Origin of the sequence: Bacillus thuringiensis, from assembly GCF_001595725.1 — a bacterium.
In the GTDB taxonomy this organism is placed as follows: Bacteria; Bacillota; Bacilli; order Bacillales; family Bacillaceae_G; genus Bacillus_A; species Bacillus_A thuringiensis_K.
In genome coordinates, this window is the sequence record NZ_CP014282.1 from 3,457,761 (window position 1) to 3,481,143 (window position 23,383).

Sequence of the window (23,383 nt, forward strand, 5' to 3'; positions counted from 1 at the left end):
CCCTCTCTCCTTCGCTTTCTTATTACATAGTATGAGCAAACAAAAAACTCTTTAATCAGATTTGTAAGAAAATTTTATGTTTTAGTACTCCTAAAAAAACTCCGTGTACAATATATTGCACACGGAGTTTTTTATACCATAATATTTAAATACTCTTTCAACTTTTCATCTGCATTCATTTCATTTTCTTTATAATCATGAAGCGCCTGTAATACAAAATCATACTGCTCTAAAATATAACTTTCTAATTTCATAACATCCTCTAAGCTATTAAGCATAATTCTCGTATTACCAACTTCACTTTTTAACGCCGGTTCACATTTTAAACTTGTACATATTTCTTTCACATCTTCTTCTAATATCTCTGTTAATACATATTTCTTTCGCCCTTTTACCTTTAATCTCATAACTGGATAAAAAGCTTTTATATCTAAATAACTTCCTACGTTCATACAACGTAGCCATTCTACATTACGTTTATTACATGCAAGTATTTCTTTCACCGCTTCATATACCGCAGTTTCATCAAGCATAGCCTTATTTACTTTTCGTTTCCCTTCTTCTTCAATAGCTGCACACTTTTGATAAACAGCAGCACACGTAATGCAATCGTCAAATGCATTATGAGAGCTTAAACGAATTCCAAGCATTCGTTTTAACGTTTCAAGTTTATGATTAGGCGCATGCTTCATGTATTTCTTTGCTAAAAATACAGTATCAATTACTTTATTTTTAGGTTCAGGCGACCCAAGCATATTTACATTACTTTTCAAAAAGCGCATATCAAAAGAAGCATTATGGGCCACAATAACATTTGTATGTAAAAATGCTAAAAATAAAGGTAACACTTCTTCAATCGTCGGTGCATCTGAAACGCGATAATTAGTAATACCTGTTAAACTCGTTATTCGGTCCGGAATTGGCCGCTCTGGATTCACGTATGAAACAAATTGATCTACTAATTCATGATTACGATATTTCACTGCTGCAACTTGAATAATTTTATCATTATAAGGGTTAAATCCTGTTGTTTCAAAATCAATTACAACATAATCTAACGGTAAGGATACATTCCCCACTCCATACACTCCTTTATCTCTAAACGTTTATATTTCTTACATCATATCATGAAGTGATTACTACTTGAAAAAGAAAAGGCAGAAATGGGAACTCTCCACCTCTACCTTTTCACCATTATTTTAATTTAGCAACTCTTTTCTCCATCTCTTTTTGTGTCATCGGCCCAATAAACTTATCTTGAATGACACCTTTTGTATCTATAAAATACGAAGTTGGAATCGTAATTACTTTATAAGCTGTTGTCACATCAATGTTCTTGTCCAATAAAATAGGAAAAGTAATTCCTTTTTCTTTAGCAAAATTGCTTACCTTCTCTTCCCCCCCACCTTTTTCTGAAGGCGTATAATTGATCGCTAAAATTTCTACGTTTTCTTTATGTTCTTTATAGAAAGCCTCCATATCCGGCATTTCTTGCTGACATGGTCCACACCACGTAGCCCAAAAGTTTAAAATTACTTTCTTTCCTTTTAAATCCGATAACTTTACATTTGTCCCATCTAACTTAGTTAATTCAAAGTCCGGTGCACTCTTCCCTATCTCAATACCATTCCTTGCGATCATCTCTTTCATAGCAACTTCACTTTTTTCTTGCTTCACTTTTACCGCCTGCTCTTTATGACCAAACTGTTCATAAGCTGCATATCCCGCTAAACAAAGTAACACTACAATAATCATAAGCTTCCGCCACATGTTATATCACCCTAACGTGTTTATCTTCTTTTAATATATCCATTCAAATGCTATATACCTTATTTTAGCTTATACGGACAAGCTTGAAAATATTCACATTCTAAATAATCAGAATTTTTATAAATAATATGAAATATTTACCTTTTAATCATATAATTAGAAATACACGGAACATTTTACAATGAAAGGAGCTCTCATGAATTTATTTGAAAAAATACTTCTATATATTCTTAGTTTTATATTTTTCCCAATCGGAATTATCACATGGATTATCTCACTATTTAGTAAAGATCCTAAAAAACAAGTTGGACGTATTTGTCTCTATATCGCATTAATCTCATTTATCCTTTTGGCAGGCCTCGGCATTATTACTTTTTTCACAATGACTACCATTACTACTATAGAATAGTTATAGAAAGGATGATTGTTTTGGGAGAACACCCTATCACAAAAGAGCTACGCTATATACGAATATGCTTAGTTATTTTAGTAATCGTTCTTTTATTTTTCAACAGTGAAAAAGTCGTTGAAATTTCTACAAATCATGATTCCATAGAAAATGTTCCCACCAGTAATATGACACAAATTGCGGAAAATACATTCGCTATTCAAGAATATAATCCATTACTAAATAGCGAACATACAATTAAGATTTTTAAATATAATCCAGATACAAATCAACTTACTCTCGTCAAAGAAGTTAATTCTAGTGATCCGAATTCTTATACTTATCAACTTAATGAGACCGAATAAAGTGAAACTTTAATCAGCCCTCACCAATCGGGCTACCCGGCAAATAGCGGAATAAAGATAAGAGCATTACATATCTCTTATCTTTTTGTTTGCAACTCATTGTACAATGAGTTGCAATTTAATAATTCTCTAGGATTCCCACATTCCACAATAATCCCATTCTTCATGACAACAACACAATCTGCTATCATCGCTCTCTCTACATCATGTGTTGCCACAATTCTCGTTACATCTCTTCCTATCCCTTCAATCATATTCCAAACCAATTCTTGATTGCCCGGATCTAACCCAGCCGTCGGTTCATCTAAAATAATAAGAGTTGGATTTGATACAATCGCTCGCAATAATGCAAGACGTTTTCTTTCGCCTCCTGAAAACTCTTCACCGCTTTTATGTAGCACAGTTTGACTCCCTTCAGGTAACCCTCTAATAATCGGCGTTGCATTTATAAGTTCACTATTTTTTTCTAGCTGATTTTCTAAACCCTCTTCCCCGAAATACATATTCTCTGTTACCGTCGTTCGGAAAAAACGTGGTTCTTGCCACACTGTAGTCATACGAGCTTCATTACCATAATAAGCAATGCTACCGTTAGATGGTTTATACAAGCCCGTTATTAACTTTAAAAGCGTTGTTTTTCCTGCACCGCTTTCTCCCACAATAATAACGAGTTCACCAGGATGAATTTGTAAATCGATATTATGAATTCTACATTTCTCTCCATCATTCTCCTGAAATGAAACATTTGTTATCCTGATCCCCATCGCTCTTTCTACATTGCTATCTGCTGCTCGTTTATTTAAAAAGCAAAAAGCTCTATTTGCCGAAGCGACTGCAACTTGTGTCATTATTAATAAATCGCCCACATAACGGACAGGGAAAAAGAGCATCTCAATTGTCGCTAACACTGCAATGAGTGAACCAACTTCTATTTCTCCCCTCATTATTTTTTGTGCACCTATAATGAGAACAAGGATATATGCTCCTGTTTCAATCACCGTTCCAACTACTCCAATACAATGTTGCATCATCGTCTTCTTTACTTCCGATTTATACGATTGTGCCGTTACTCTTTTAAATAAGCGAATTGCCCATTTTTCTTTTTGTAAACTCCGCAAATCTTGTATCCCCTTTACAAACTGTGACACCATCTCTACAACACTTGAGTGATTTTTTTGAGCAACGCTTGCAATATCTCTTACCTTTTCTCCCATCAGTATTGGAACAATTGTACTTAAAAATAAAAACGGAGTTACCCACAATATAAACTGTATATCTATATGTTGTAGTGCTATGAAAGCCCCAATAAATTGGGCAATAGCGTGTATATATTCTATTAATATAGAGCCATATAATCTGACCCAGTTCGGAATATCAGACACGACCAAAGTTTCTAACTCTCCTTGCTTAATCTTCTCACTCTCTTCAAACGGTAATGAGAAATAGTTACGTAATAATTCTATACGTTTCGTTTGTAATATACGTTGACTCGCTTTTGAACTTATATAATCAAATAAAAGATTGTTCGCCCACATTAAAAAGCGACTACCCGCAAACAAGGCTATATATAAATACGCACCTTTTAGCTCCCTTTGAATAAGATTGTCTACAATTAACCCCATGAAAATTGGGCGTGATAAATTTAAAATGGCAGCAATTATCCCACTACATACAGCTGCTATTACTAATATTTTCTCTTGTCGTAACGGCAACAATATTCTTTTATACTCTGTCATGACGTTTCCTCCATTTTTATAGTAAAAAGAAAGGGATGAAACCAAATGGTTTCATCCCTTTCCATAAAATAAGGAAGCTAACTATTGTTAGCTTCCTTATTGTTCATTTCAATAATTTAGTTCGATACTTTAGATTCTTCAATTTTCTCACGAAGAACCATTTGCAGAATACCACCGTGACGGTAGTAGTCAATTTCAACTTCACTATCGAAACGAGCTACTACTTCAAATTGTTTTTCGTTGCCATCTGCATCAGTTGCAACTACTTTTACAAGATCGCGTGGTCTAACTGTTTTGTCGATTTGAATTTCAAATGACTCGTTACCAACAAGACCTAACGTTTCAGCACTTTCGCCATCTTTAAATTGAAGCGGTAGTACACCCATTAACACTAAGTTACTGCGGTGAATACGTTCGAAGCTTTCTGCGATTACTGCTTTAATACCTAATAAGTTAGTACCTTTCGCAGCCCAGTCACGAGAACTTCCCATACCGTAATCTTTACCAGCAACAACTAGAAGACCTGTTCCATCTTCTTTATATTTCATAGCAGCATCATAGATAGATGTTACTTCACCAGTTGGCCAATATGTTGTATATCCGCCTTCTGTTCCTGGTGCGATTTGGTTTTTAATACGGATGTTTGCGAATGTACCACGCATCATAACTTCATGGTTACCACGACGAGAACCGTAAGAGTTAAAGTCAACTGGTTGTACGCCGTTTTCTAATAAGTAGCGTCCAGCTGGTGTATGCTTACCGATTGAACCTGCTGGTGAAATGTGGTCTGTCGTTACAGAGTCACCAAATTTACCAACTACGCGTAGGCCTGATAATGTTTCGACTTCACCTGGCTCTTTAGATAAACCTTCAAAGAATGGCGGGTTTTGAATGTATGTTGAATCATTATCCCAAGTATATAAAGCTTCGTTTGAAGTTTGGATTTCATTCCAGCGCTCATTGCTGTTAAATACTTGTGCATATTCTTTCTTGAACAGTTCAGATGTAACAACGTTTTGAACTACATCTTCAATTTCTTTAGCTGATGGCCAAATATCGTTGAAGTAAACAGCATTGCCATTTGCATCTTTACCGATTTCATCATTTTTCAGGTCAATATCAACAGTACCTGCAAGTGCATATGCCACAACTAGTGGTGGTGATGCTAAGTAGTTTGCTTTTACAAGTGGATGAATACGACCTTCAAAGTTACGGTTACCAGATAAAACAGATGTTACTAGTAAGTCGTTTGCTGCGATTGCTTCTTCTAATTCTGGCGCTAATGGACCAGAGTTACCGATACAAGTCGTACAGCCGTAACCAACTGTTTGGAAACCTAATTGATCTAAATATGTTGTTAAACCTGATTTATCTAAGTATTCAGTAACAACTTTTGATCCTGGTGCTAATGATGTTTTTACATACTCAGGTACTTTAAGTCCTTTTTCAATTGCTTTCTTCGCAACTAAACCTGCCCCGATTAATACGTATGGGTTTGATGTATTTGTACAGCTTGTAATTGCAGCGATTGCAATTGCACCTGTTTTCATCGTTACTTCTTTATCTTCTAATGTAACCTTCACTTCTTTATCGAACTCTTGCTCATTAAATCCAAGTCCTTGTGTTCCAACTGGTGCTACAACAGCTTTGTGGAACGCATCTTTCATATCTGAAAGTGGAATTAAATCTTGTGGGCGTTTCGGTCCAGAAAGGTTAGATTCGATTGTATTTAAATCAATTTCAACAAGATCAGTATAGATTGGATCTTTACTATCTGCTGTATAGAATAAACCGTTCGCTTTACAGTATTCTTCAACAACGCGAATTTGTTCTTCATCTCTACCTGTTAAACGTAAGTATTCTAATGAAATATCATCGATTGGGAAGAATCCACAAGTTGCGCCGTATTCTGGTGCCATATTTGAAATTGTTGCACGGTCAGCTAAAGGCATGCTCTTTAGTCCATTACCGAAGAACTCAACGAATTTACCAACTACACCTTTTTGACGTAATACTTGTGTTACTTTTAATGCAACGTCTGTCGCTGTAGTACCACTTGGAAGTGTACCAGTTAATTTCACACCGATTACTTCAGGTACCGGGAAGTATGAAGGCTGTCCAAGCATTCCTGCTTCTGCTTCAATACCACCAACGCCCCATCCAAGAACGCCGATACCGTTAATCATTGTTGTATGTGAGTCTGTTCCAACTAACGAATCTGGATATGCAACTAAATCACCTTCAGCATTTTTCACAGCATGAACAACTGGTGCTAAATATTCAAGGTTTACTTGGTGTACAATACCTGTAGCTGGTGGAACCGCACGGTAGTTATCAAATGATTTTTGTGCCCAGCTTAAAAATTTATAACGTTCTTCATTACGTTTAAACTCTAAGTCCATGTTGAATGCAAGCGCGTCTGCCGTACCCGCTCTATCAACCTGTACAGAGTGGTCAATTACAAGGTCTACAGTAATTTCAGGATTAATTTTGTCAGGATCTCCGCCCATGTCTGCCATTGCTTTACGAAGCGAAGCCAAATCAACAACAGCTGGAACACCAGTGAAATCTTGTAAAATTACACGAGATGGTTTAAATGGAACATCGATATCTTGAACATCTTTCGTTCCCCATTTCGCTAAATTTGTAACATGCTCTTCTGTGATTACACGTCCGTCTACTTGACGAAGTACTGATTCAAGTAAAACTTTCACGGAATATGGTAATTGAGATACGTTGCCAACCCCTGCATTTTCAAGCGCTTTCAAATCATAATAATGATACGTTTTTCCATCTACTTCAAAAGTTGCACGTGATTGAAATGGATTATGTTTGACCATTATGTTTCCCCCCTGTTAAACGTGACTAAGTTGTCTGAATATAAAATGTAGACAAACTTTTCAATACCTTACGATAATATCTTATTACAACTTTCTAAATAAGTAAATAATAAGAAACTTATAGATTATCATAAGTTTTCTTTATGTTTCTAAATTTGAATAGCTTTCATGCTCCTTATGAATACTATTATCATAAAGTAAAATGCTCTATCAGCGGTTTACTTACAGTTCATACATACTATGAACTGCTCATCATTCAACATACAAAAAATGTTATAGGGGTGAAATAAAATGGGTAAAAGAAAAGCAAATCATACTATTTCAGGAATGAATGCTGCATCTGCACAAGGACAAGGAACTGGTTACAATGAAGAATTTGCAAACGAGCCTTTAACTCCAGCAGAGCGACAAAATAATAAGAAACGTAAAAAGAACCAGTAAAGAAAAATCCCAAAAGGTCTATTTTCCTTTTGGGATTTCTTCTAATGTTTATAACGTAGTAATTCCGAAACCGTTACAAATCGATAGCCCTGTTTTTTCAGCTCAGGTAAAATTTTTGCTAGCGCTGCTACCGTTTGACTACGATCATTCCCTCCATCATGTAACAATACAATATCGCCACTTTTAGCATTTTTCACTACATGATTTACAATGGAGTCAACCCCTGGATTTGCCCAATCACGCGGGTCTTGATGCCACGACCATAGAACGGTTTGATAGCCAGCCTCTTTCGCTGTTTTAAATACAGCATCGTTAATATATCCGCCAGGAGGACGGAATAGCAAAGGTTCTTTCACCCATTTTCCAAAAAATTTCTTTCCATCTAAAATATCATTTTCTAATTTTTCATCTGACGAATTACTCGCATACAAATGATTCATCGTATGATTTCCAATTTCATGTCCCTCTTTTAACACTTGCTTCACTAAATATGGATTACGCTGAACTCGAAATCCAATCATAAAAAATGTCGCTTCCGCCTTATATTGACGTAATAAATCTAAAACTTGTGGTGTATACGTTGGATCTGGCCCATCATCAAATGTAATTGCAATAATTTTTTCATTATTAGGTACTTCCCATGTTACATAACCAGTTGGTTCTAACTCTTTTCTGAGCAACATTTTCGCTTCCACTTTTTCCACTTGAAATATATGTACTGCACATAGCAAAGAAAAAACGAATAGAAAAATTTTCTGTTTTAGCATAACGTTTACTAAAGCAGCAAGGTTGTCGAATAAACAACAACCTCATTTACTTTTCTAATTGATCTACATTTCGCATTATATTTTGGAGATTATTTTCATATTGCTCAAGTTGTGGACGTTGTGTTTCTGAAGCTACCTCTAGTGCATTTTGAATTTGTTCATATGCTTCCTGAACCTCTTGGCGTAATTCTTTTAAATCATGACCGTAGTTTGGATCATTTTTCACAATGTTGTTAAATGCATTTTCTGCTTGTGTAACGCCTTGCTGTGCCGCTTGAAAAGCTTGTTGCTTATCTTTATGATATGGCATTATATAATCCCCTTTCTGTAATAGTTAGTCCCCTTTATCTTTACCTTTTTTTCTAAAAACATTCTCGTATAAAATCGTCAACTTCTCTCATTCTAAAAAGAAAGAGGAGGTGTCATATACAATGGGTAAAAACAACCGTGAATCAAAAGAAAAACAAGGACAACCTGAGCCATTAAGCGGATCTCATAAAGTAAAAAACCGTAACCATTCACGCCAAAAAAAACATGCACATCATGATATGTAATAAAAAACATTCACATACAGTGCACATTCAACATAAAATGTTTGTATTTCATCATTTATTCTTCACCTCTGTTTCATTCATGCATAACATGATATGAATTGATATTTTACGGAGGGTGTCTTACATGGGCAAGAAAAAGAAGAATTGTCTTTTTCATGTTGATGGTTTCGAAGAATGGATGGATCAATTTTGTTCCGATTCTTATAGTAACTTTAGCTTTCCAAATCAAATTCACATCGACCTTTGTGAAACTGAAGAAGAATATATTTTGGAAACAGATGTACAAAATGTTTCAGAACAAAATGTACTCATTAAAAAGTTAGAGACAGGCCTAGCTATTTGCATACTTCATAAAAACATTTCCTTACAACGAACAATCCCTTTACCTACTACTATCATTTACAAAAAGATGCTAGCCTGCTTAGAAAACGGATTTTTAGCCATTCATATTTCCAAAAATGAAGTTGCTGATAAGCATGAAAAGAAAGTTCTTTTTTCAAATTAAGAGTTAATATAATACAAACTAAGCCCCAGTTGGTTACTGGGGCTTATGTTATTTCGCATGCATTTCTATATTAGAATTTCTATCATATCTTTTTTTCAATAAACCTTTTGTAACTAAAAGCACAGGAAATGCGACAGTTGAAAATATAGCTAGTGCTGAAAATACTGCAAACCCATTTTGGTACCCGTAGTAATCGAGAAGTACTCCTCCAAACCACGGACCTATTACTGCTCCAATTCCCGAAAAGCCCATCGCACCGAAGTATGTTCCTTTTAGATGCGCAACAGCAATATCATCAATAAATACATCCGTCATTGAAAACATTAATACTTCTCCAATTGTAAAAATAATTGTACAAACGGCAGCACCTAGCATAGATTCTACTATTCCAAAGCCAAACAATCCTCCGCTCACAAATAAAGTCCCCACCATAATTGATGTTAACGGTGTATACTTTTTGCACATTTGAATAACAGGGTATTGGATAATCACTACAACAATTGCATTTAAAGCGAGCATATATGAGAATAGCTTCACTCCATCCTCAAATATATATGCATTTGCAAAATATTGAGATACTGTCGTCGTTAAATGTGAAAAACCGCAATTACTCAAAATAATACCGACTAAAGCAACTAAAAATACTATATCTTTTCGCAATATACGCATTGCATTTAGCATTGTAACAGGTTTTTCTGTCCTCACTTTCTTTTTTTCCATTGGATACTTCTTAAATTGGAACGCTAATATAGCTGTATATAGAATATATACCCCAGCTGCTACTAAAAAAGGAATTGTTGATTTTGCACTTCCAATCTGTAATCCAACAATTGGTCCAATTGCAACTCCAACATTTATTGCACCGTATCGTAAGTTATAGACGAGTAACCGATACTCAGGCTTTGTTAAATCTGATAATAATGCTCTTGATGTTGGCTCAAAAAACGACCTACATAATCCATTTAAAGCGTTTAATAAAAAGAAACTTAAAACATGATCCGCAAGTGAAAAACCTATAAACACAAAAATCCAAACAATCATGGACCAGAGCATAATCGTTTTCCGGCCAAATCGATCTGATAAATTCCCTCCGATAAAACTAGCAAAAACGCCAACAAGTGCACTCGTTCCGATAATAGCACCAGTCATTCCAGCTGATACACCTTTAACAGTCGTTAAATAAATCGCTAAAAAAGGGATACTCATTGAAGTTGCAAACCTAGCAAACAATGTCCCTAAAATAATACTCATTCCAAGCGGATGAATATGCTGTAACTTCCCCTTCATCGTTAAACCTACTCTCTCTATTTTCACAAAAAAAGAAAGCAAAGGATCTGCTTTCTTTTCCTTTTTCTATACTTGAGCTGTTGATACCCGAGTTGTTCTCGTTATGTCCATATCAATTCCATATGTGAATTGTAATTCTTTACACACATCTTTAATTAAGATTACGACATTATACTTTTCATTAAATTGTAAAACGATGTTTTCTACTTCTTCATATGTATACTTATATTCCCCTGTAATGACACTTTTTAGATCAAAGCATTCGTTAATACAAAGTTGTACAAGTAGCTGGTCATATTTCTCTATTACATCTTCTTTCTTCCAAAGTAACTCTTTTACATATAATCGATCAAACTTCACACTTTCTCGATTACAATCCGTTAAAATCCGGGTCATTTCGTTTAATTCTCGATATAATTCGGAAATATTTCTGCTTAAACTAAGCAGTTTATCTACGCCGTTTTCATATAACATATTTATTCCACCCCCGCATTTTCTTTCCCTTATTATAGCAAGAAAATTCTAAAAATAGTTTCTTTCTTCTGAAATATTAGGAAACTAATTTCAATTGCTTTACAATGAAACTAGTTAATGCGAGAGGAGAAAGAAAATTGGAACACAAATTATATTACACTGACGCTTATAAGCAAGACTTTACTACTAAAATTATAAAGCAAGATTATGATAAAGATGGTAACTTATACGTTGTTTTGAATGAAACAGCATTTTATCCGACAGGTGGCGGACAACCATATGATACTGGTACATTAAATGATATAAATGTAATCAATGTAGAAGAGATAAACGGAGAAATTCGTCACTACATCGCAGAACAATTACATACAGAAGACGTAGAAGGTAAAATTAATTGGGAGCGCCGTTTTGATCATATGCAACAACATGCGGCTCAGCACATTTTATCTGCTGCTTTTTGGGATTATTTTAACATACCTACGATTGGATTCCATCTTGGTAAAGAAACGGTAACAATTGATTTAGAAACAGAAAATTTACATGCAGAAACGGTTGAAAAAGCAGTACAAATTGCAAACAATATAGTTTTTGAAAACCATCCAATCTGTATAGAGTGGATGAACTTAGAAGAAGCGAAAACATTGCCCCTTCGTAAAGAACCGACTATGACAGAGAATATACGTGTTGTTATTATCGAAAATTACGACTACAACGGCTGTGGTGGAACCCATCCGAAATGCACTGGTGAAGTTGGTCCTATTCAAGTACTAGGATGGGAGCGCAATAAAGGTGGTATACGCTTAACCTTTATCGCTGGTTGGCGTACACTTAAATTAATGGGGCAACAGCAACAAATTATAAAAGATGTTTCCAAACAATTAAACAGTAGCGAAACTGATATCCCAGCAAAAGTAGCACAGCTTCTTACCGCTCAAAAGGAAAACGAAAAAACAATACAAACAATGAATGAAAAATTATTATTTGCAGAGGCAAATGAATTACTGCAACAGCCCACCGAAATACATGCTGGGTTACTTATTTCTAAAGCATTTACAGATCGTTCTATGCAAGAAATTGCAAAACTATCAGCTATCATTACAGAACAACAAGAGCATGCAATTACGTATTTCGTTATTGAAAATGATGACAAACTACAATGTATTCTCGCTTGCGGAAAAACAGTAACGCTCGATATGAATGCTCTTTTAAAAGATGCTCTTCCTGCAATTGAAGGAAAAGGTGGCGGAAATAAAAAGAGTGCACGCGGCGGCGGAAAAGCGGTGATGAACGGGGACGAGTTTTTAAATCAGCTTGTTTCTTCTTTACAGTCAGCAGTGTAAAACATGTTTATGAAGGATAGCTAACGGCTATCCTTCAACTATATTTACAGGCCTATATTTCGTTTTAACCCTTGATAACTTCCTGCATTTGCAAAACCGCCACTTATAAGATTGATAAAAGTTTCCGAAAAACCATAATAACTTAATTCGTTAATCGGTACCATTTGCACATCATGAATCGGATTATGATCGAACTCGTTAGAAGGTAGTGTAATTTCACCTTCAATCCTTTCAAGCAGAAACGTAATATGTAACAAAGATGGACTAGCATCTGGTTTATCACAAACATAGAGTAGCTTCTTAATTTTAACTTCTAATCCCGTTTCTTCTCTCATTTCTCGAATCATCGCTTCTTCTAACGTTTCACCATTCTCTACCCTTCCTCCAGGTAAAGACCAATCGCGATTAGCCACTTTTTGCTTTACTAGCAATACTTTTTTTCATCTTCAATTAAAATTCCCGTAATACGAACTTGCATTACATTTTCCATATGCAATCTCCTCTTCCCATTATATTTACAAATTAACCCTTCCATAAAAAGAACATACGTTTTATAATTGAAGAAAATTATGGAAGAAAGTAGTTGTTACATTCATGCGTCCACCTTTAACAAAATCTATATCACTTAAAGATTTTCAAAACTATTATTGGTTAAAAGCAGAACTGCAAACATTTTGTCGCGAGCATGGTTTGCCAGCTAGTGGCTCTAAGACCGAAATAACCGAGCGTATCTCACATTATTTAACTACGGGGAAAGTCTTAAAAAACAGCTCTGTGCAAAAAGTGAGCAAAGCTCCCCTCTCTTATAAAGACCTTTCTCTTCAAACGATTATTACTAAAAATCACCGCTGTAGCGAAGATGTTCGTGCTTTTTTCAAAGAAAAAATCGGAACAAACTTCCGCTTTACAGTAGCTCTTCAAAAATTTTTTAAAGAGAATGTTGGAAAAACATATGAAGACGCGGTAGCTTTTTGGCATGAAGAAAACGAACGAAAAAAAGACCCTACATACAAAACAACTATCGGTGCACAATTTGAATACAATCGCTTTACTCGTGACTTTTTCGAAGATCCAAATAATAAAGGAAAAGCAAAAGCTGATGCGATTGCTGCTTGGAATGAAATAAAAGCAAAACCTGGTAGCAATGTTTATGTTCCTCAAAAAGTAGAAAACTAGTTCCTTTCTAGTCTTCTACTTTCTCAAATAATAGCGCAACCCCTATCCCGCCTCCAATTCCTAATGTAGCAATTCCATATTTCATATTCTCTCTTTGCGCCTGATAAAATAAACGTGTTACAAGCATAGCCCCAGATGCACCGTACGGATGACCGAGCGCAATTGCCCCACCATTTACATTTAATTTTTCATACGGAATTTGTAACTCCTTTGCACAAGCTACAACTTTTGAGGCGAATGCTTCATTTATTTCAAAATAATCGATGTCCTCTACTTTCATATTCATTTCGTTTAATAATTTGTTCACCGCAAATATTGGACCAGTTCCTGGAAGATTGGGATCTACTCCAACTACAGCACTACGAACGAAACGAAGTACAGGTTTATAACCTAACTTTAGGGCTTGTCCCTCTTCCATTACAAGAACAGCACATGCCCCATCATTTACACCACATGAATTACCTGCCGTCACTGTTCCATTTTGTAAAAATGCGGGCTTTGTTCTTTTAATGATTCGTTCATAATTCATTTCTGGCTTTATAGATTCATCTAATAATCCATTAAAAGAAAATATTTCATCATGTATATAGCCTTTTTCTAATGCTTGCAATGTCCGCTTATAACTAAGACAAGCGTACTCGTCTTGCATTTCTTTCGTTATGTTATAACGATTTGCAACATATTCAGCCGCTACTCCCATGTCAGGATCACCAATTGTTTCAGGTGAAAATCTTGCTCTTTTTTGAAAAGGTGACGTACTTGTACTCTCTACTCCTCCTGCAATATAGCAATTACCTGCTCTGCCTTGAATGAAATGACACGCAGTTCGAATTGCTTCTAAACCAGCACCACATTGCCGATCAATCGTTACACCAGGAATATGATAGCCAAGTCCCGCCTCTAAAGCAGATAGTCTCGCAATATTCCCTCCTGGCCCAACAACATTACCTAATATGACATCATCTATTTCCCTCTCAATCCCTTTACTTAAAAACGTAAGAAGCGGCGTTGCTAATTGCTGAACTTCATACTCTTTTAACATCCCATTCTTCTTACCAATAGGTGTTCTTTTCGCCTCTACAATAACTGCTCTATTCATATATTTCCTCCCGGTTTTCAATCATACTTTTTGCTTCCATACGAGCGATTTTCCCACTATTTGTATAAGGTATTCCATCTACAAAATGCCATTCTTTCGGTATTTTAAACGAGGATAATCTCTGTAAGCAAAAACTCTTTAATTGTTGTTTCGTAGCACTTCCTTTTACGATCGCGACGGGCTTTTCACCCCAGTAACTATCTTTCACACCAATTACAACTATTTCATCGACAGCTGGGTGTTCATGTAATACACTTTCTATTTCTTCTGGATAAATATTGATTCCTCCAAATAAAATCATATTCTTCTCTCTACCAACAATATATATAAAACCTTCTTCATCTTCATAGCCTACATCTCGCACTGTCATCCAGCCTTCTGCATTCAACTCCCGTGTTAAAACCCCATCTATTATGTATCCCATAAAAAACTGATCACTTTTCACATAAACAGTTCCTATTTCACCTTTTTGTACTTCTTCGCCTGCTTCATTACATATTCGAACTTGCACATTATGACAAGGTTTTCCTACTGAATTTGGCCTTCTTTCGCTTTCTGCATCGACTAGTGCTGTTACAAAACTTAACTCTGATGCACCATAAAATTCATATCTTTTCGCATAAGGAAATATATTCTTTATTTTTTCTTTCGCTTCAGCTTCCCATTTCGCTCCTGACGAAATAATTTTCACTTTATTTTCTATTACTCTATTTTCTTTATATAAAGATTCAAGCATTGTCGGAACTGTATACATAACTGATATATTTTCAGTTTCTAACTTATCTAGTACTTGATTTGGAATGAACTTTCTCATAATGTACACCGTTTGTCCTACATATAATGCACTTATTGCCCCGTATAAGAAAAGAGAATGAACGAGCGTCCCAGCTATTAAAATCGAATCCTCCCTTTTCATATAAAAGTCATGTACATTACAATCAAAACTATGAACCCACGATTGTTGTGCACGTAAAAATGCTTTTGCTGTTCCTGTTGATCCTGATGTAAATCCCATATAAAAAGGAGCATGTTGTACACTTTCTACAGTGGAATATGTAGGAAGATATTTCTCTATCATTCTTTTCCACTCATCAATTTCAATTACTCTTCCTTCTTCATCCAATAGATCATTCACCTTATATCGTTCTGTCACAATCATATCCGGATTACTAATTTCAATTCTTTCTCTGAGCTCATCTTGTTTCCACTTTATATCTAACGGAACACAAACCCACTCGGCCATAGCGGCACCAGAAAATAGTTGTAAAAACTCTATACGATTTTCTAATAGGATTGCTATCGTTTTATTCTTCAATTTTTTTTCATTTAACCAGCTTGCTACTTTACAAACTGATTCAAACCACTCTTTATATGTTAAAACTCTATCATTTTCCTTTATCGCTATTTTATTTGGTTGTAAAGAGGCATGCTTTTTATATTCTTTTGTAATCCCCATATGAGATGTCCTTTCTTTACAAAAATAATAAAAAGAAACACGCAATAAACGTGTTTCTTCCCTTTATCATCCCGCATTTGTATATTTTCCATTCTTTAAAGCGGGTGTAATAATATGTTTCAATGAACGATGTAATTTTGTTACGAGAACTGCCGCAATAATTGCTTTTATACAATCCCCTGGTAAAAACACAGCACTCACTTTCATTGTCTCCCATACAGAAACATTCATTAAAAACGCTTGTACAGTAATACCAAATACATAAACTACGAAAATACCACCAATTATATTAATACATAATACTTTTATAATAGAAACTTCACGTAAACGCTCAATTAAATAACCAATAACAAACGCTCCAATGATGTAACCAAGTAAATATCCTGCACTTGGCCCAACAAATACACCAAGGCCACCACGTCCACCAGCAAGTAATGGTGCTCCAACTCCTACAATAAGTAAGAAAATAAGCTGACTTAACGCACCTAGACGTGATCCTAACAACCCACCCGCAAGCATAACACCGAGTGATTGCAATGTAATCGGAACTGGTGTAATAGAAAGAGCAATCGGAGGTATTAACCCTAACACTCCCATAATAGAACTAAATAAAGCGACGAAAACTAAATTTTTTGTATTCATATTTGCTTCTCCTATTTGTAAACTTAAAATGTTTCTCAGATAACATATTACAGGAGTTATATTATCTTTCTATTTAGTTTTTGTCAACCAGTTAAACATATTAGTTTACAAATATAAATTCAATTATTTCTCTTTATGCAAATGCTCAAGTTCTTTCCGAAGCGCCTGCTTTAAAAACTTCCCAACAGATGTTTTCGGTATTTCTTCCATAAATACAATATCGTCTGGTAACCACCACTTCGCAAACTGTGGTTTTAAAAACTCATATATTTCTTCTTTCGTTACTGTACTATTTTTCTTTTGAACGACGCAGGCAACAGGTCGCTCTTGCCACTGAGGGTGAGGAATTGCAACGACAGCCGCTTCAAATATAGCATCATGTGCCATTAAAGCATTTTCAAGATCGACAGAAGAAATCCATTCTCCCCCGCTTTTAATAACATCCTTCGTACGATCAACAATTTTCACGCAACCTTCCTCATCCACTGTGACAACATCACCAGTATATAACCATCCATCGCGAAACCCTTTGACAGTACGATCATCGTTATAATAGCTTTCAGCGATCCACGGTGCTCGTAAACATAATTCTCCCATCTCAGTACCATCCCACTTCACTTCACCATTTGTCCCGACTACTTTCATCTCGACACCAGGTACAAGATATCCTTGTTTAGAGCGAATTTCTAGTTGCTCTTCATACGATAATTCCGTTTCATAACTTTTCAAACGTGCAAGTGTTACGAGTGGACTCGTTTCAGTCATACCATATGCATGTATGAACGGAACATTATGTTTCTGTTCAAATGCTTTAATAACACTTTTCGGCGCCGCTGCACCTCCGCATAGTATTCTCGTCATACTAGATAAATCGTAACTATTATTTTCTAACTCTTGTAATACGCCGAGCCAAATTGTCGGCACACCCGCAGCTAACGTCACTTTTTCTGATTGAATCATCTCTAATAAAATTTTCGGAGTAAACATCGGTCCAGGAAGAACTTGTTTTGATCCAAACCAAGTAGCAGCGAAAGGAAGTCCCCAAGCGTTCACATGAAACATAGGGACGATTGCCATTGCTGCATCACTTTCCGATAAAGCAGCTGTATCAGCTAAACCGAGTGCCATACAATGCAAAACAGTACTACGATGCGTATATACAACACCTTTTGGATTTCCTGTAGTCGCTGACGTATAACACATACCAGCAGGTGTATTTTCATCAATATCTTTTACAAATTGGAAATTTGGATTGCTTTCTTCTAATAGCTTTTCATAATGATATACAGGTTCCAGCGTAGTATTTGGGAGTTCATCTTTATCAGTCATAATAATGTAAGCTTGTACAGTTGATAATTGTGATTGAATATTTTCAACGAGTGGTACGAGATCTTCATCTATAAGTAGAACTCGGTCTTCTGCGTGCTGAATAATGTATGAAATATGTTGAGGAGATAAACGAATATTAATTGTGTGCAAAACAGAAGCAATACCTGGAATAGCAAAATACGCTTCCACATGTCGATGATGGTTCCACGCTAACGTTCCTACACGTTCACCTTCTTTAATTCCAAGCTTTTTCAACGCACTGGAAAGTCTTCTCGTCCTTTCCCCTAACTGCTTATACGTTAACGTTGTAACTGTATCATGTGTCCGTGAAACAATTTCTTTCTTCGAATATAGTTTCTCTGCTCTTTCCATCATAGAACTAATTGTTAGCGGTACATTCATCATCATATTGGTTATATCCCCCTTTAAAGCGTTTTCATTTTTATTCATTATAACAGACATCTACAAATGATTACGAATTTTTTTCTGTATATTCTGAATTATTTCTTTGGAAATAATTCAGAATATACTAAGAAGAAATATACTAAAATTCCTTCTTACGATATATAAATACCGAAATAACAAAAGAAAAGATATATATGATAACGCCAAATATTGTATATAGAATTGAAACGTATACAGATAAATTTAAATTTGATATTGGAAATTGTTCTATTAGATAGCCAATTACACTTTGTAATCCAAAATAAGTAACAAGTCCCCCACATGCGCCCCCAATTGTAATAGCATCAGATTTTTCTGCTCCCAAAACATAGAGGAGTGGATAGGCTATCGCTCCGGCATTAAGAATGATGAACGTTCCTAAAGAAACACTCTTAAATATATCATTATCAATTGGTGTATCTGAAACGAAACTATGTACATAAAATATGCCACACGATAATAAAGTACCAATAATTACAACTAAAAAATAGAAAAGGTAATGACTTTGTACAATGTTATTTCTAGTAACCGGTAAAGTAAGTACATATTTTTCATAACCCGACTTACTCTCATACTTAATAACTTCAAGTGCAGGAATCGCAGCAAATAAGATAGTGAATGTAGCAATTAAACGGTACATTGAAGCATTACCAAAATAAAAAACAAATCCCGATCCTAATATCGCTATTCCCATGAACAGAAAGAAAGTTCGATACACTAGATAATAGTTTGTCAATAATAAACCTTTCATTTATTTTTCACTCCTTGTTAATAAGATACTCATTTCTTCTATCGAGATGGTTCTATGAGCAATACCACTTGGTAATTTATGTACATCTGATACGAGTACATTGAAATATGAACCATGTCCCCTTCTAGCCACAACTATATCTTTGTTAATTAAAGTTAGTTGTTCCTCATCAACATCTACAATGGCGTAACTGTCTAAAACCTTATCTTTTTCTTCGTTCAATAAAATTTCTCCATCTTTTATAATGACAAGATGGCTAGCTATTTTTTCTACATCACTCATAATATGAGAAGAAAGTAATATACCACCATTACTTTTACCTACAAAACTTTTTAATTCCTCTAACACCTCCTCCCTAGATGAAGGATCCAGACCTCCCGTCGCTTCATCTAGGATTAATAATTTTGCATTATGTGACAACGCAACAGCTATAGTTAGTTTCATTGACATTCCACGCGAGAATTTACCTACTTTCTCATTAGTAGGTAAAGAAAAAGTATTAACTAATCGATAAAAATTATCTTGATCCCAAGATTCAAACATCTTTTCAAAAACTTTGTTTAGTTGCTTTATTGTAAGATGAGCCGGTAGATTCATAGCATCAAATACGACTCCTATCTTTTCCTTAAGCTTGGCATCTTTATTTATATTTTCTTTACCAAATATTTTTACTGTACCACTATCTTTAGAAATTAGTTCTAGTACCGTTTTAAAGGTTGTTGATTTCCCTGCTCCATTGTCACCAATGAATCCAACAATTGATCCAGACGGCACATTGAAGGAAACATCTCTTAAAACAACTTTGTTTCCAAATGATTTGCTTAAATTTTCAATTTCTAGAAGATTTGACATCATTACACCCCTATCTTAACTTTTCATAAAAATATTTTTTCTCCTATTAAAAATTATCTACTTTTTCTCTCACTTTCTTTTTCAGTTTAAAAATAAAACGATTACTATATTCTTTATTTTCTACTAAAATTCGATACACCTCTAATACTCCTAACACACGAACAAAAAGATAAACTCCAATAGCAATAAGTACAACACAGTAAGGGTAATACTGCACTAATTCTCCTGAAGTGATATGTTTTTTCTCAAACAAAAACGGTATTGCGCCTGCGGCTATAAAACAAAATCCAACGATCATCACTGCTGCATACCTCTTCTTAAGAGTCGCATATCTCTTTGTCAATTCTTTTAGAAAGTTTTGATCAAATAGTAGTTCTTCCTTTTTCAATACATTGTATCGACTCTCTTCTATCGTTACAGGTACCATCATCGCTCCAATTCCAAGGACAGCAACAATAATGACAAGGAATGTCGACATTGTTGCATTTTCTTTAAATAATAAATACGGTATTGTAGATAAAATGAGTAAACTAAATCCTAGCGCTATATATTTAGAAATTTTTTGTCCATACACTACATACCCTTCTGCCATTTCCTGACTTACGTAATATCCATCTACATTTTCATTACTTTGCTCAGCAGTTTCTTTTAATAAATAATCGAGTGATACTTCAAATACATTTCCAATCATTATTAACTTTTCAGTTTCAGGAAAACCTTGACCGTTTTCCCATTTACTAACCGCTTGCCTTGTTGTGTTTAATTTCTCAGCTAATGCTTCTTGAGAAAGCCCCTTTTCTTTTCTTAATTTAAAAAGCTTCTCACCAAATCCCATATGTGTGTCCCCCTTTGTTTTCTTAACTAAATTGTATGTAAACATAGCCCTTATCTCTATCTTCCTGCGGTTGCACTTTGTCAACTTGCGGTTGCGATTGTGTTATATAGCGTTTTTTTTCTATACTTAGAACGTTAATAAAAATAGCGCTTCCTAATAGTCCATTTGTTGTTATCAAAATAAAAAAACTCCTTAATTCATTTAAAGGAGTTTTCAATGTAAGATATTTCATTGATTCATATATCTTTCTCTAGATATAAAATACCTTTTTGTATCACGATTCTTACCTTTAATAAACATATCCTTCTGAATTGTATATTTGTACTCCATATTCAAACGTTTCATTAATTTTTCAGATGCTTCATTTTCTGAATCACATCCCGCTTCAATACTATTAAGATGCAATTCATGAAAACCATAGTAGAAAAAAGCTAACACAGCCTCCGTAGCTAATCCTCTTCCCCAATATTTTCGAGATAAGGCGTATGCAATTTCTGCTGTATGTGTGACCAAATCATATTTTATAAATCCACACGTGCCTATAAGTTTTTTTTCCTCTTTTAATACAATTCCAAGAGGTGCTACTTGCCCTCCATTGTACTGACCCACAATTTCTTCTATATAGTTATATGTGTCACATAACGATCGATGAGCATCCCATACAGTAAAAGTTGTCATCTCTTTATCTGTAGCATACTCATATATATGTAAACTATCACTCATATTCATTTTCCTTAACATAAGTCGTTTCGTATACAAAGTTGGATATGACCACTTCTCAATAATCATAACGGTTTCTGTTTAAACCTTTCATAATTCCTTACCTTTAATAAAAGGATATTCCCACAATCTGTACAAATATAAGCATCCACCGGCGAAGATGTGAACATCGTTTCCTTTTTCCGTATTTGTGCATATCCGACAAACTCACCTTCTCCTATATTTTGAGAACCACAATTAGAGCATGTCTGCACGGCTTTTTGTTTCATGAGAGCACCACCTTTAATCTGTTTCTACTCCCTTCGACAGTTCACTTCCATTTCCCTTCCAAAAAACCTCTTATTCTCTCACATTTCAACAGGAATCTCAAAACAAAAATCGTATATGTACTATGAAATATATTTATTAACGGAGGAATTTTATGACTACTGTTATGACACTCGATATGGCAACAGAAATTGAAAATGCAGAAATTGATATGCTCTCTTCTAAATTAGAGAGACTACAAACAATGAGCGGAAACCCAATGCAAGTGCAAATGAAAAAATTCGGTAGTGCCACTGCCTTTTCATCAAAAATAATTGCTGGTCCTGCTTTTAATACGGTAAAAGGTATTACAAATGCAGATGCGATTGATGCAATCATTTCTTATTATGAATCACTACAAATCCCTTGTCGTTTTGAAATTACCCCAGCACAAGGTACAACTGAATTATTTCAATACTTATCTCAAAAAGGATTTTATCAATCTAGCTTCCATACTGCTTTGTATAGTATACCGAGAGAGGGTTCATCACTTCTTCCTTCTAATATTACAATACGAAAACTAAAAGAAAATGAGTTTGATATTTTTGCAGACATTTATGTACGTGGATTTAATATGCCATCCTTTACAAAAGATGGCGTCCGCCAAAATAACGAAATTCTCTACAATAAACCTGGCTGGTATTTTTTCATAGCCGAAGTTCAAAACACTCCTGCGAGTATAGGAGTTCTCTATATAAATAACGGTGTTGCTTCATTAGCTTCTTCTGCTACTTTGCCAGAATTTCAACGTAAAGGCTGTCATACCGCATTAATTCAAAAACGAATTGAAATAGCTATTGAAGCCAATTGTAAGTTAATAGTTGGACAAGCAAGGTTCGGTAGCGGCAGTCAAAATAATATGGAACGTGCCCATATGAAAATTGCTTATACGAAATCTATATGGACTGCAAAAGAAATATAATTAACACTCTTTCTCTTCTCATTACAATTTTATACATTTCATGACAATTCCTTTTCTATCCTATTAATCATTTGAATATTCGAACTAGATTTGATACGCTATTACTAGATACATCATTCAACTTGCAATATGAAAAGAGCATTCTAATCAAACTACAAGGAGGAGAAATGTATGACTAAACATGATCATGGTTTAAAAGAAAAAGTAGAAGGTGCCATTGATAAGGTAAAAGGTGAAGTAAAAGAAGTTGTCGGGAAAGTAACTGACAATAAGAAATTACAAGCTGAAGGAAAATGGGATAAGGTGAAAGGCACTGCTAAAGATACAGTTGGTAATGTGAAAGAAAAAGTACATGAATATAAGGAACATAAGAAAGAAAAATAA

The 23,383-nt window shown here is 34.9% G+C and carries 26 protein-coding genes and 1 pseudogene; 9 read left to right on the plus strand and 18 right to left on the minus strand.

Features of this window, described 5'->3' with window-relative positions; translation table 11 throughout:
- Positions 1-131: 131 nt before the first annotated feature.
- Positions 132-1,079: a 3'-5' exonuclease gene (locus tag AXW78_RS17090; protein WP_061884482.1), complete on the minus strand. Its 948-nt coding sequence runs from the start codon at positions 1,077-1,079 to the stop codon at positions 132-134.
- A gap of 115 nt (positions 1,080-1,194) precedes the next feature.
- Positions 1,195-1,770: a TlpA family protein disulfide reductase gene (locus AXW78_RS17095; RefSeq protein WP_000269041.1), complete on the minus strand. Its 576-nt coding sequence runs from the start codon at positions 1,768-1,770 to the stop codon at positions 1,195-1,197.
- A 196-nt stretch (positions 1,771-1,966) separates the two neighbouring features.
- Between AXW78_RS17095 and AXW78_RS17100 the strand changes: the two genes are divergently transcribed.
- Positions 1,967-2,179 (plus strand): hypothetical protein, encoded by a 213-nt coding sequence (locus AXW78_RS17100; protein WP_001047908.1) that lies wholly within the window; start codon positions 1,967-1,969, stop codon positions 2,177-2,179.
- 11 nt (positions 2,180-2,190) lie between these two features.
- Positions 2,191-2,523, plus strand: coding sequence for a YmzC family protein (locus tag AXW78_RS17105; protein WP_074593090.1), 333 nt, complete (start codon positions 2,191-2,193; stop codon positions 2,521-2,523).
- 77 nt (positions 2,524-2,600) lie between these two features.
- Here the strand turns inward: AXW78_RS17105 and AXW78_RS17110 are convergent, their stop codons facing one another.
- Positions 2,601-4,259 (minus strand): ABC transporter ATP-binding protein, encoded by a 1,659-nt coding sequence (locus AXW78_RS17110; protein WP_000141524.1) that lies wholly within the window; start codon positions 4,257-4,259, stop codon positions 2,601-2,603.
- Positions 4,260-4,375: 116 nt separating this feature from the next.
- Positions 4,376-7,099, minus strand: a complete 2,724-nt coding sequence (acnA, locus tag AXW78_RS17115) for an aconitate hydratase AcnA (RefSeq protein WP_000238559.1) — start codon at positions 7,097-7,099, stop codon at positions 4,376-4,378.
- Positions 7,100-7,390: 291 nt separating this feature from the next.
- Between acnA and sspO the strand changes: the two genes are divergently transcribed.
- Positions 7,391-7,540, plus strand: a complete 150-nt coding sequence (sspO, locus tag AXW78_RS17120) for a small acid-soluble spore protein SspO (protein WP_000518057.1) — start codon at positions 7,391-7,393, stop codon at positions 7,538-7,540.
- 41 nt (positions 7,541-7,581) lie between these two features.
- Here sspO and pdaB read toward each other — a convergent pair whose 3' ends face one another.
- Both pdaB and AXW78_RS17130 read right to left on the minus strand, forming a co-directional pair.
- Positions 7,582-8,307 carry a polysaccharide deacetylase family sporulation protein PdaB gene (gene pdaB, locus AXW78_RS17125; protein ID WP_102947840.1) on the minus strand — a complete coding sequence of 242 codons (726 nt, stop codon included), beginning with the start codon at positions 8,305-8,307 and terminating at the stop codon, positions 7,582-7,584.
- Between the two features lie 46 nt (positions 8,308-8,353).
- Entirely contained in the window at positions 8,354-8,617 is a 264-nt protein-coding gene (locus tag AXW78_RS17130) for a hypothetical protein (protein WP_001146295.1), read from the minus strand.
- Positions 8,618-8,738: 121 nt separating this feature from the next.
- Between AXW78_RS17130 and AXW78_RS17135 the strand changes: the two genes are divergently transcribed.
- Entirely contained in the window at positions 8,739-8,861 is a 123-nt protein-coding gene (locus tag AXW78_RS17135; protein ID WP_000517653.1) for a small acid-soluble spore protein P, read from the plus strand.
- A gap of 124 nt (positions 8,862-8,985) precedes the next feature.
- A complete protein-coding gene (locus tag AXW78_RS17140; RefSeq protein WP_000516756.1) occupies positions 8,986-9,366 on the plus strand; it encodes an Hsp20/alpha crystallin family protein in 381 nt (126 codons plus the stop codon).
- 48 nt (positions 9,367-9,414) lie between these two features.
- Here AXW78_RS17140 and AXW78_RS17145 read toward each other — a convergent pair whose 3' ends face one another.
- Together AXW78_RS17145 and AXW78_RS17150 are read right to left on the minus strand one after the other, a co-directional pair.
- Positions 9,415-10,653, minus strand: a complete 1,239-nt coding sequence (locus AXW78_RS17145; RefSeq protein WP_000676809.1) for an MDR family MFS transporter — start codon at positions 10,651-10,653, stop codon at positions 9,415-9,417.
- A 66-nt stretch (positions 10,654-10,719) separates the two neighbouring features.
- Positions 10,720-11,127: a hypothetical protein gene (locus AXW78_RS17150; protein WP_000965150.1), complete on the minus strand. Its 408-nt coding sequence runs from the start codon at positions 11,125-11,127 to the stop codon at positions 10,720-10,722.
- Between the two features lie 137 nt (positions 11,128-11,264).
- Here AXW78_RS17150 and AXW78_RS17155 point away from each other — a divergent pair, with 137 nt between their 5' ends.
- Positions 11,265-12,467: a serine-tRNA(Ala) deacylase AlaX gene (locus tag AXW78_RS17155; protein WP_000400376.1), complete on the plus strand. Its 1,203-nt coding sequence runs from the start codon at positions 11,265-11,267 to the stop codon at positions 12,465-12,467.
- A 44-nt stretch (positions 12,468-12,511) separates the two neighbouring features.
- On the opposite strand, the pseudogene AXW78_RS17160 reads toward AXW78_RS17155, so the two are convergent.
- Positions 12,512-12,957 (minus strand): annotated as a pseudogene (locus tag AXW78_RS17160) (NUDIX hydrolase).
- Between the two features lie 104 nt (positions 12,958-13,061).
- On the opposite strand from AXW78_RS17160, the gene AXW78_RS17165 reads away from it, so the two are divergent.
- Entirely contained in the window at positions 13,062-13,643 is a 582-nt protein-coding gene (locus AXW78_RS17165) for a DUF6434 domain-containing protein (protein WP_001247756.1), read from the plus strand.
- Between the two features lie 7 nt (positions 13,644-13,650).
- Here AXW78_RS17165 and AXW78_RS17170 read toward each other — a convergent pair whose 3' ends face one another.
- The 9 genes from AXW78_RS17170 to AXW78_RS17215 form a co-directional block, all read right to left on the minus strand.
- On the minus strand, positions 13,651-14,742 hold the full coding sequence (locus tag AXW78_RS17170) for an acetyl-CoA C-acyltransferase (RefSeq protein WP_061884483.1): 1,092 nt from the start codon (positions 14,740-14,742) through the stop codon (positions 13,651-13,653).
- Positions 14,735-16,198 carry an acyl-CoA synthetase gene (locus AXW78_RS17175; protein WP_061884484.1) on the minus strand — a complete coding sequence of 488 codons (1,464 nt, stop codon included), beginning with the start codon at positions 16,196-16,198 and terminating at the stop codon, positions 14,735-14,737. The genes AXW78_RS17170 and AXW78_RS17175 overlap by 8 nt, the downstream gene beginning before the upstream one ends.
- A gap of 66 nt (positions 16,199-16,264) precedes the next feature.
- Positions 16,265-16,840: a biotin transporter BioY gene (locus tag AXW78_RS17180; RefSeq protein WP_001093336.1), complete on the minus strand. Its 576-nt coding sequence runs from the start codon at positions 16,838-16,840 to the stop codon at positions 16,265-16,267.
- A 123-nt stretch (positions 16,841-16,963) separates the two neighbouring features.
- Complete coding sequence (locus AXW78_RS17185; RefSeq protein WP_061884485.1) at positions 16,964-18,577, minus strand: long-chain fatty acid--CoA ligase; 1,614 nt, start codon at positions 18,575-18,577, stop codon at positions 16,964-16,966.
- Between the two features lie 136 nt (positions 18,578-18,713).
- A complete protein-coding gene (locus tag AXW78_RS17190) occupies positions 18,714-19,364 on the minus strand; it encodes an ABC-2 transporter permease (protein WP_061884486.1) in 651 nt (216 codons plus the stop codon).
- Positions 19,365-20,216 carry an ABC transporter ATP-binding protein gene (locus AXW78_RS17195; RefSeq protein WP_000067332.1) on the minus strand — a complete coding sequence of 284 codons (852 nt, stop codon included), beginning with the start codon at positions 20,214-20,216 and terminating at the stop codon, positions 19,365-19,367.
- 46 nt (positions 20,217-20,262) lie between these two features.
- Positions 20,263-21,051, minus strand: coding sequence for a helix-turn-helix domain-containing protein (locus AXW78_RS17200; RefSeq protein WP_061884487.1), 789 nt, complete (start codon positions 21,049-21,051; stop codon positions 20,263-20,265).
- A 228-nt stretch (positions 21,052-21,279) separates the two neighbouring features.
- On the minus strand, positions 21,280-21,840 hold the full coding sequence (locus AXW78_RS17210) for a GNAT family N-acetyltransferase (protein ID WP_000582841.1): 561 nt from the start codon (positions 21,838-21,840) through the stop codon (positions 21,280-21,282).
- A complete protein-coding gene (locus tag AXW78_RS17215) occupies positions 21,837-22,040 on the minus strand; it encodes a hypothetical protein (RefSeq protein WP_000810193.1) in 204 nt (67 codons plus the stop codon). The genes AXW78_RS17210 and AXW78_RS17215 overlap by 4 nt, the downstream gene beginning before the upstream one ends.
- Before the next feature lie 152 nt (positions 22,041-22,192).
- On the opposite strand from AXW78_RS17215, the gene AXW78_RS17220 reads away from it, so the two are divergent.
- Positions 22,193-22,999: a GNAT family N-acetyltransferase gene (locus AXW78_RS17220; protein WP_000214350.1), complete on the plus strand. Its 807-nt coding sequence runs from the start codon at positions 22,193-22,195 to the stop codon at positions 22,997-22,999.
- Positions 23,000-23,170: 171 nt separating this feature from the next.
- Positions 23,171-23,383: a CsbD family protein gene (locus AXW78_RS17225; RefSeq protein WP_000160410.1), complete on the plus strand. Its 213-nt coding sequence runs from the start codon at positions 23,171-23,173 to the stop codon at positions 23,381-23,383.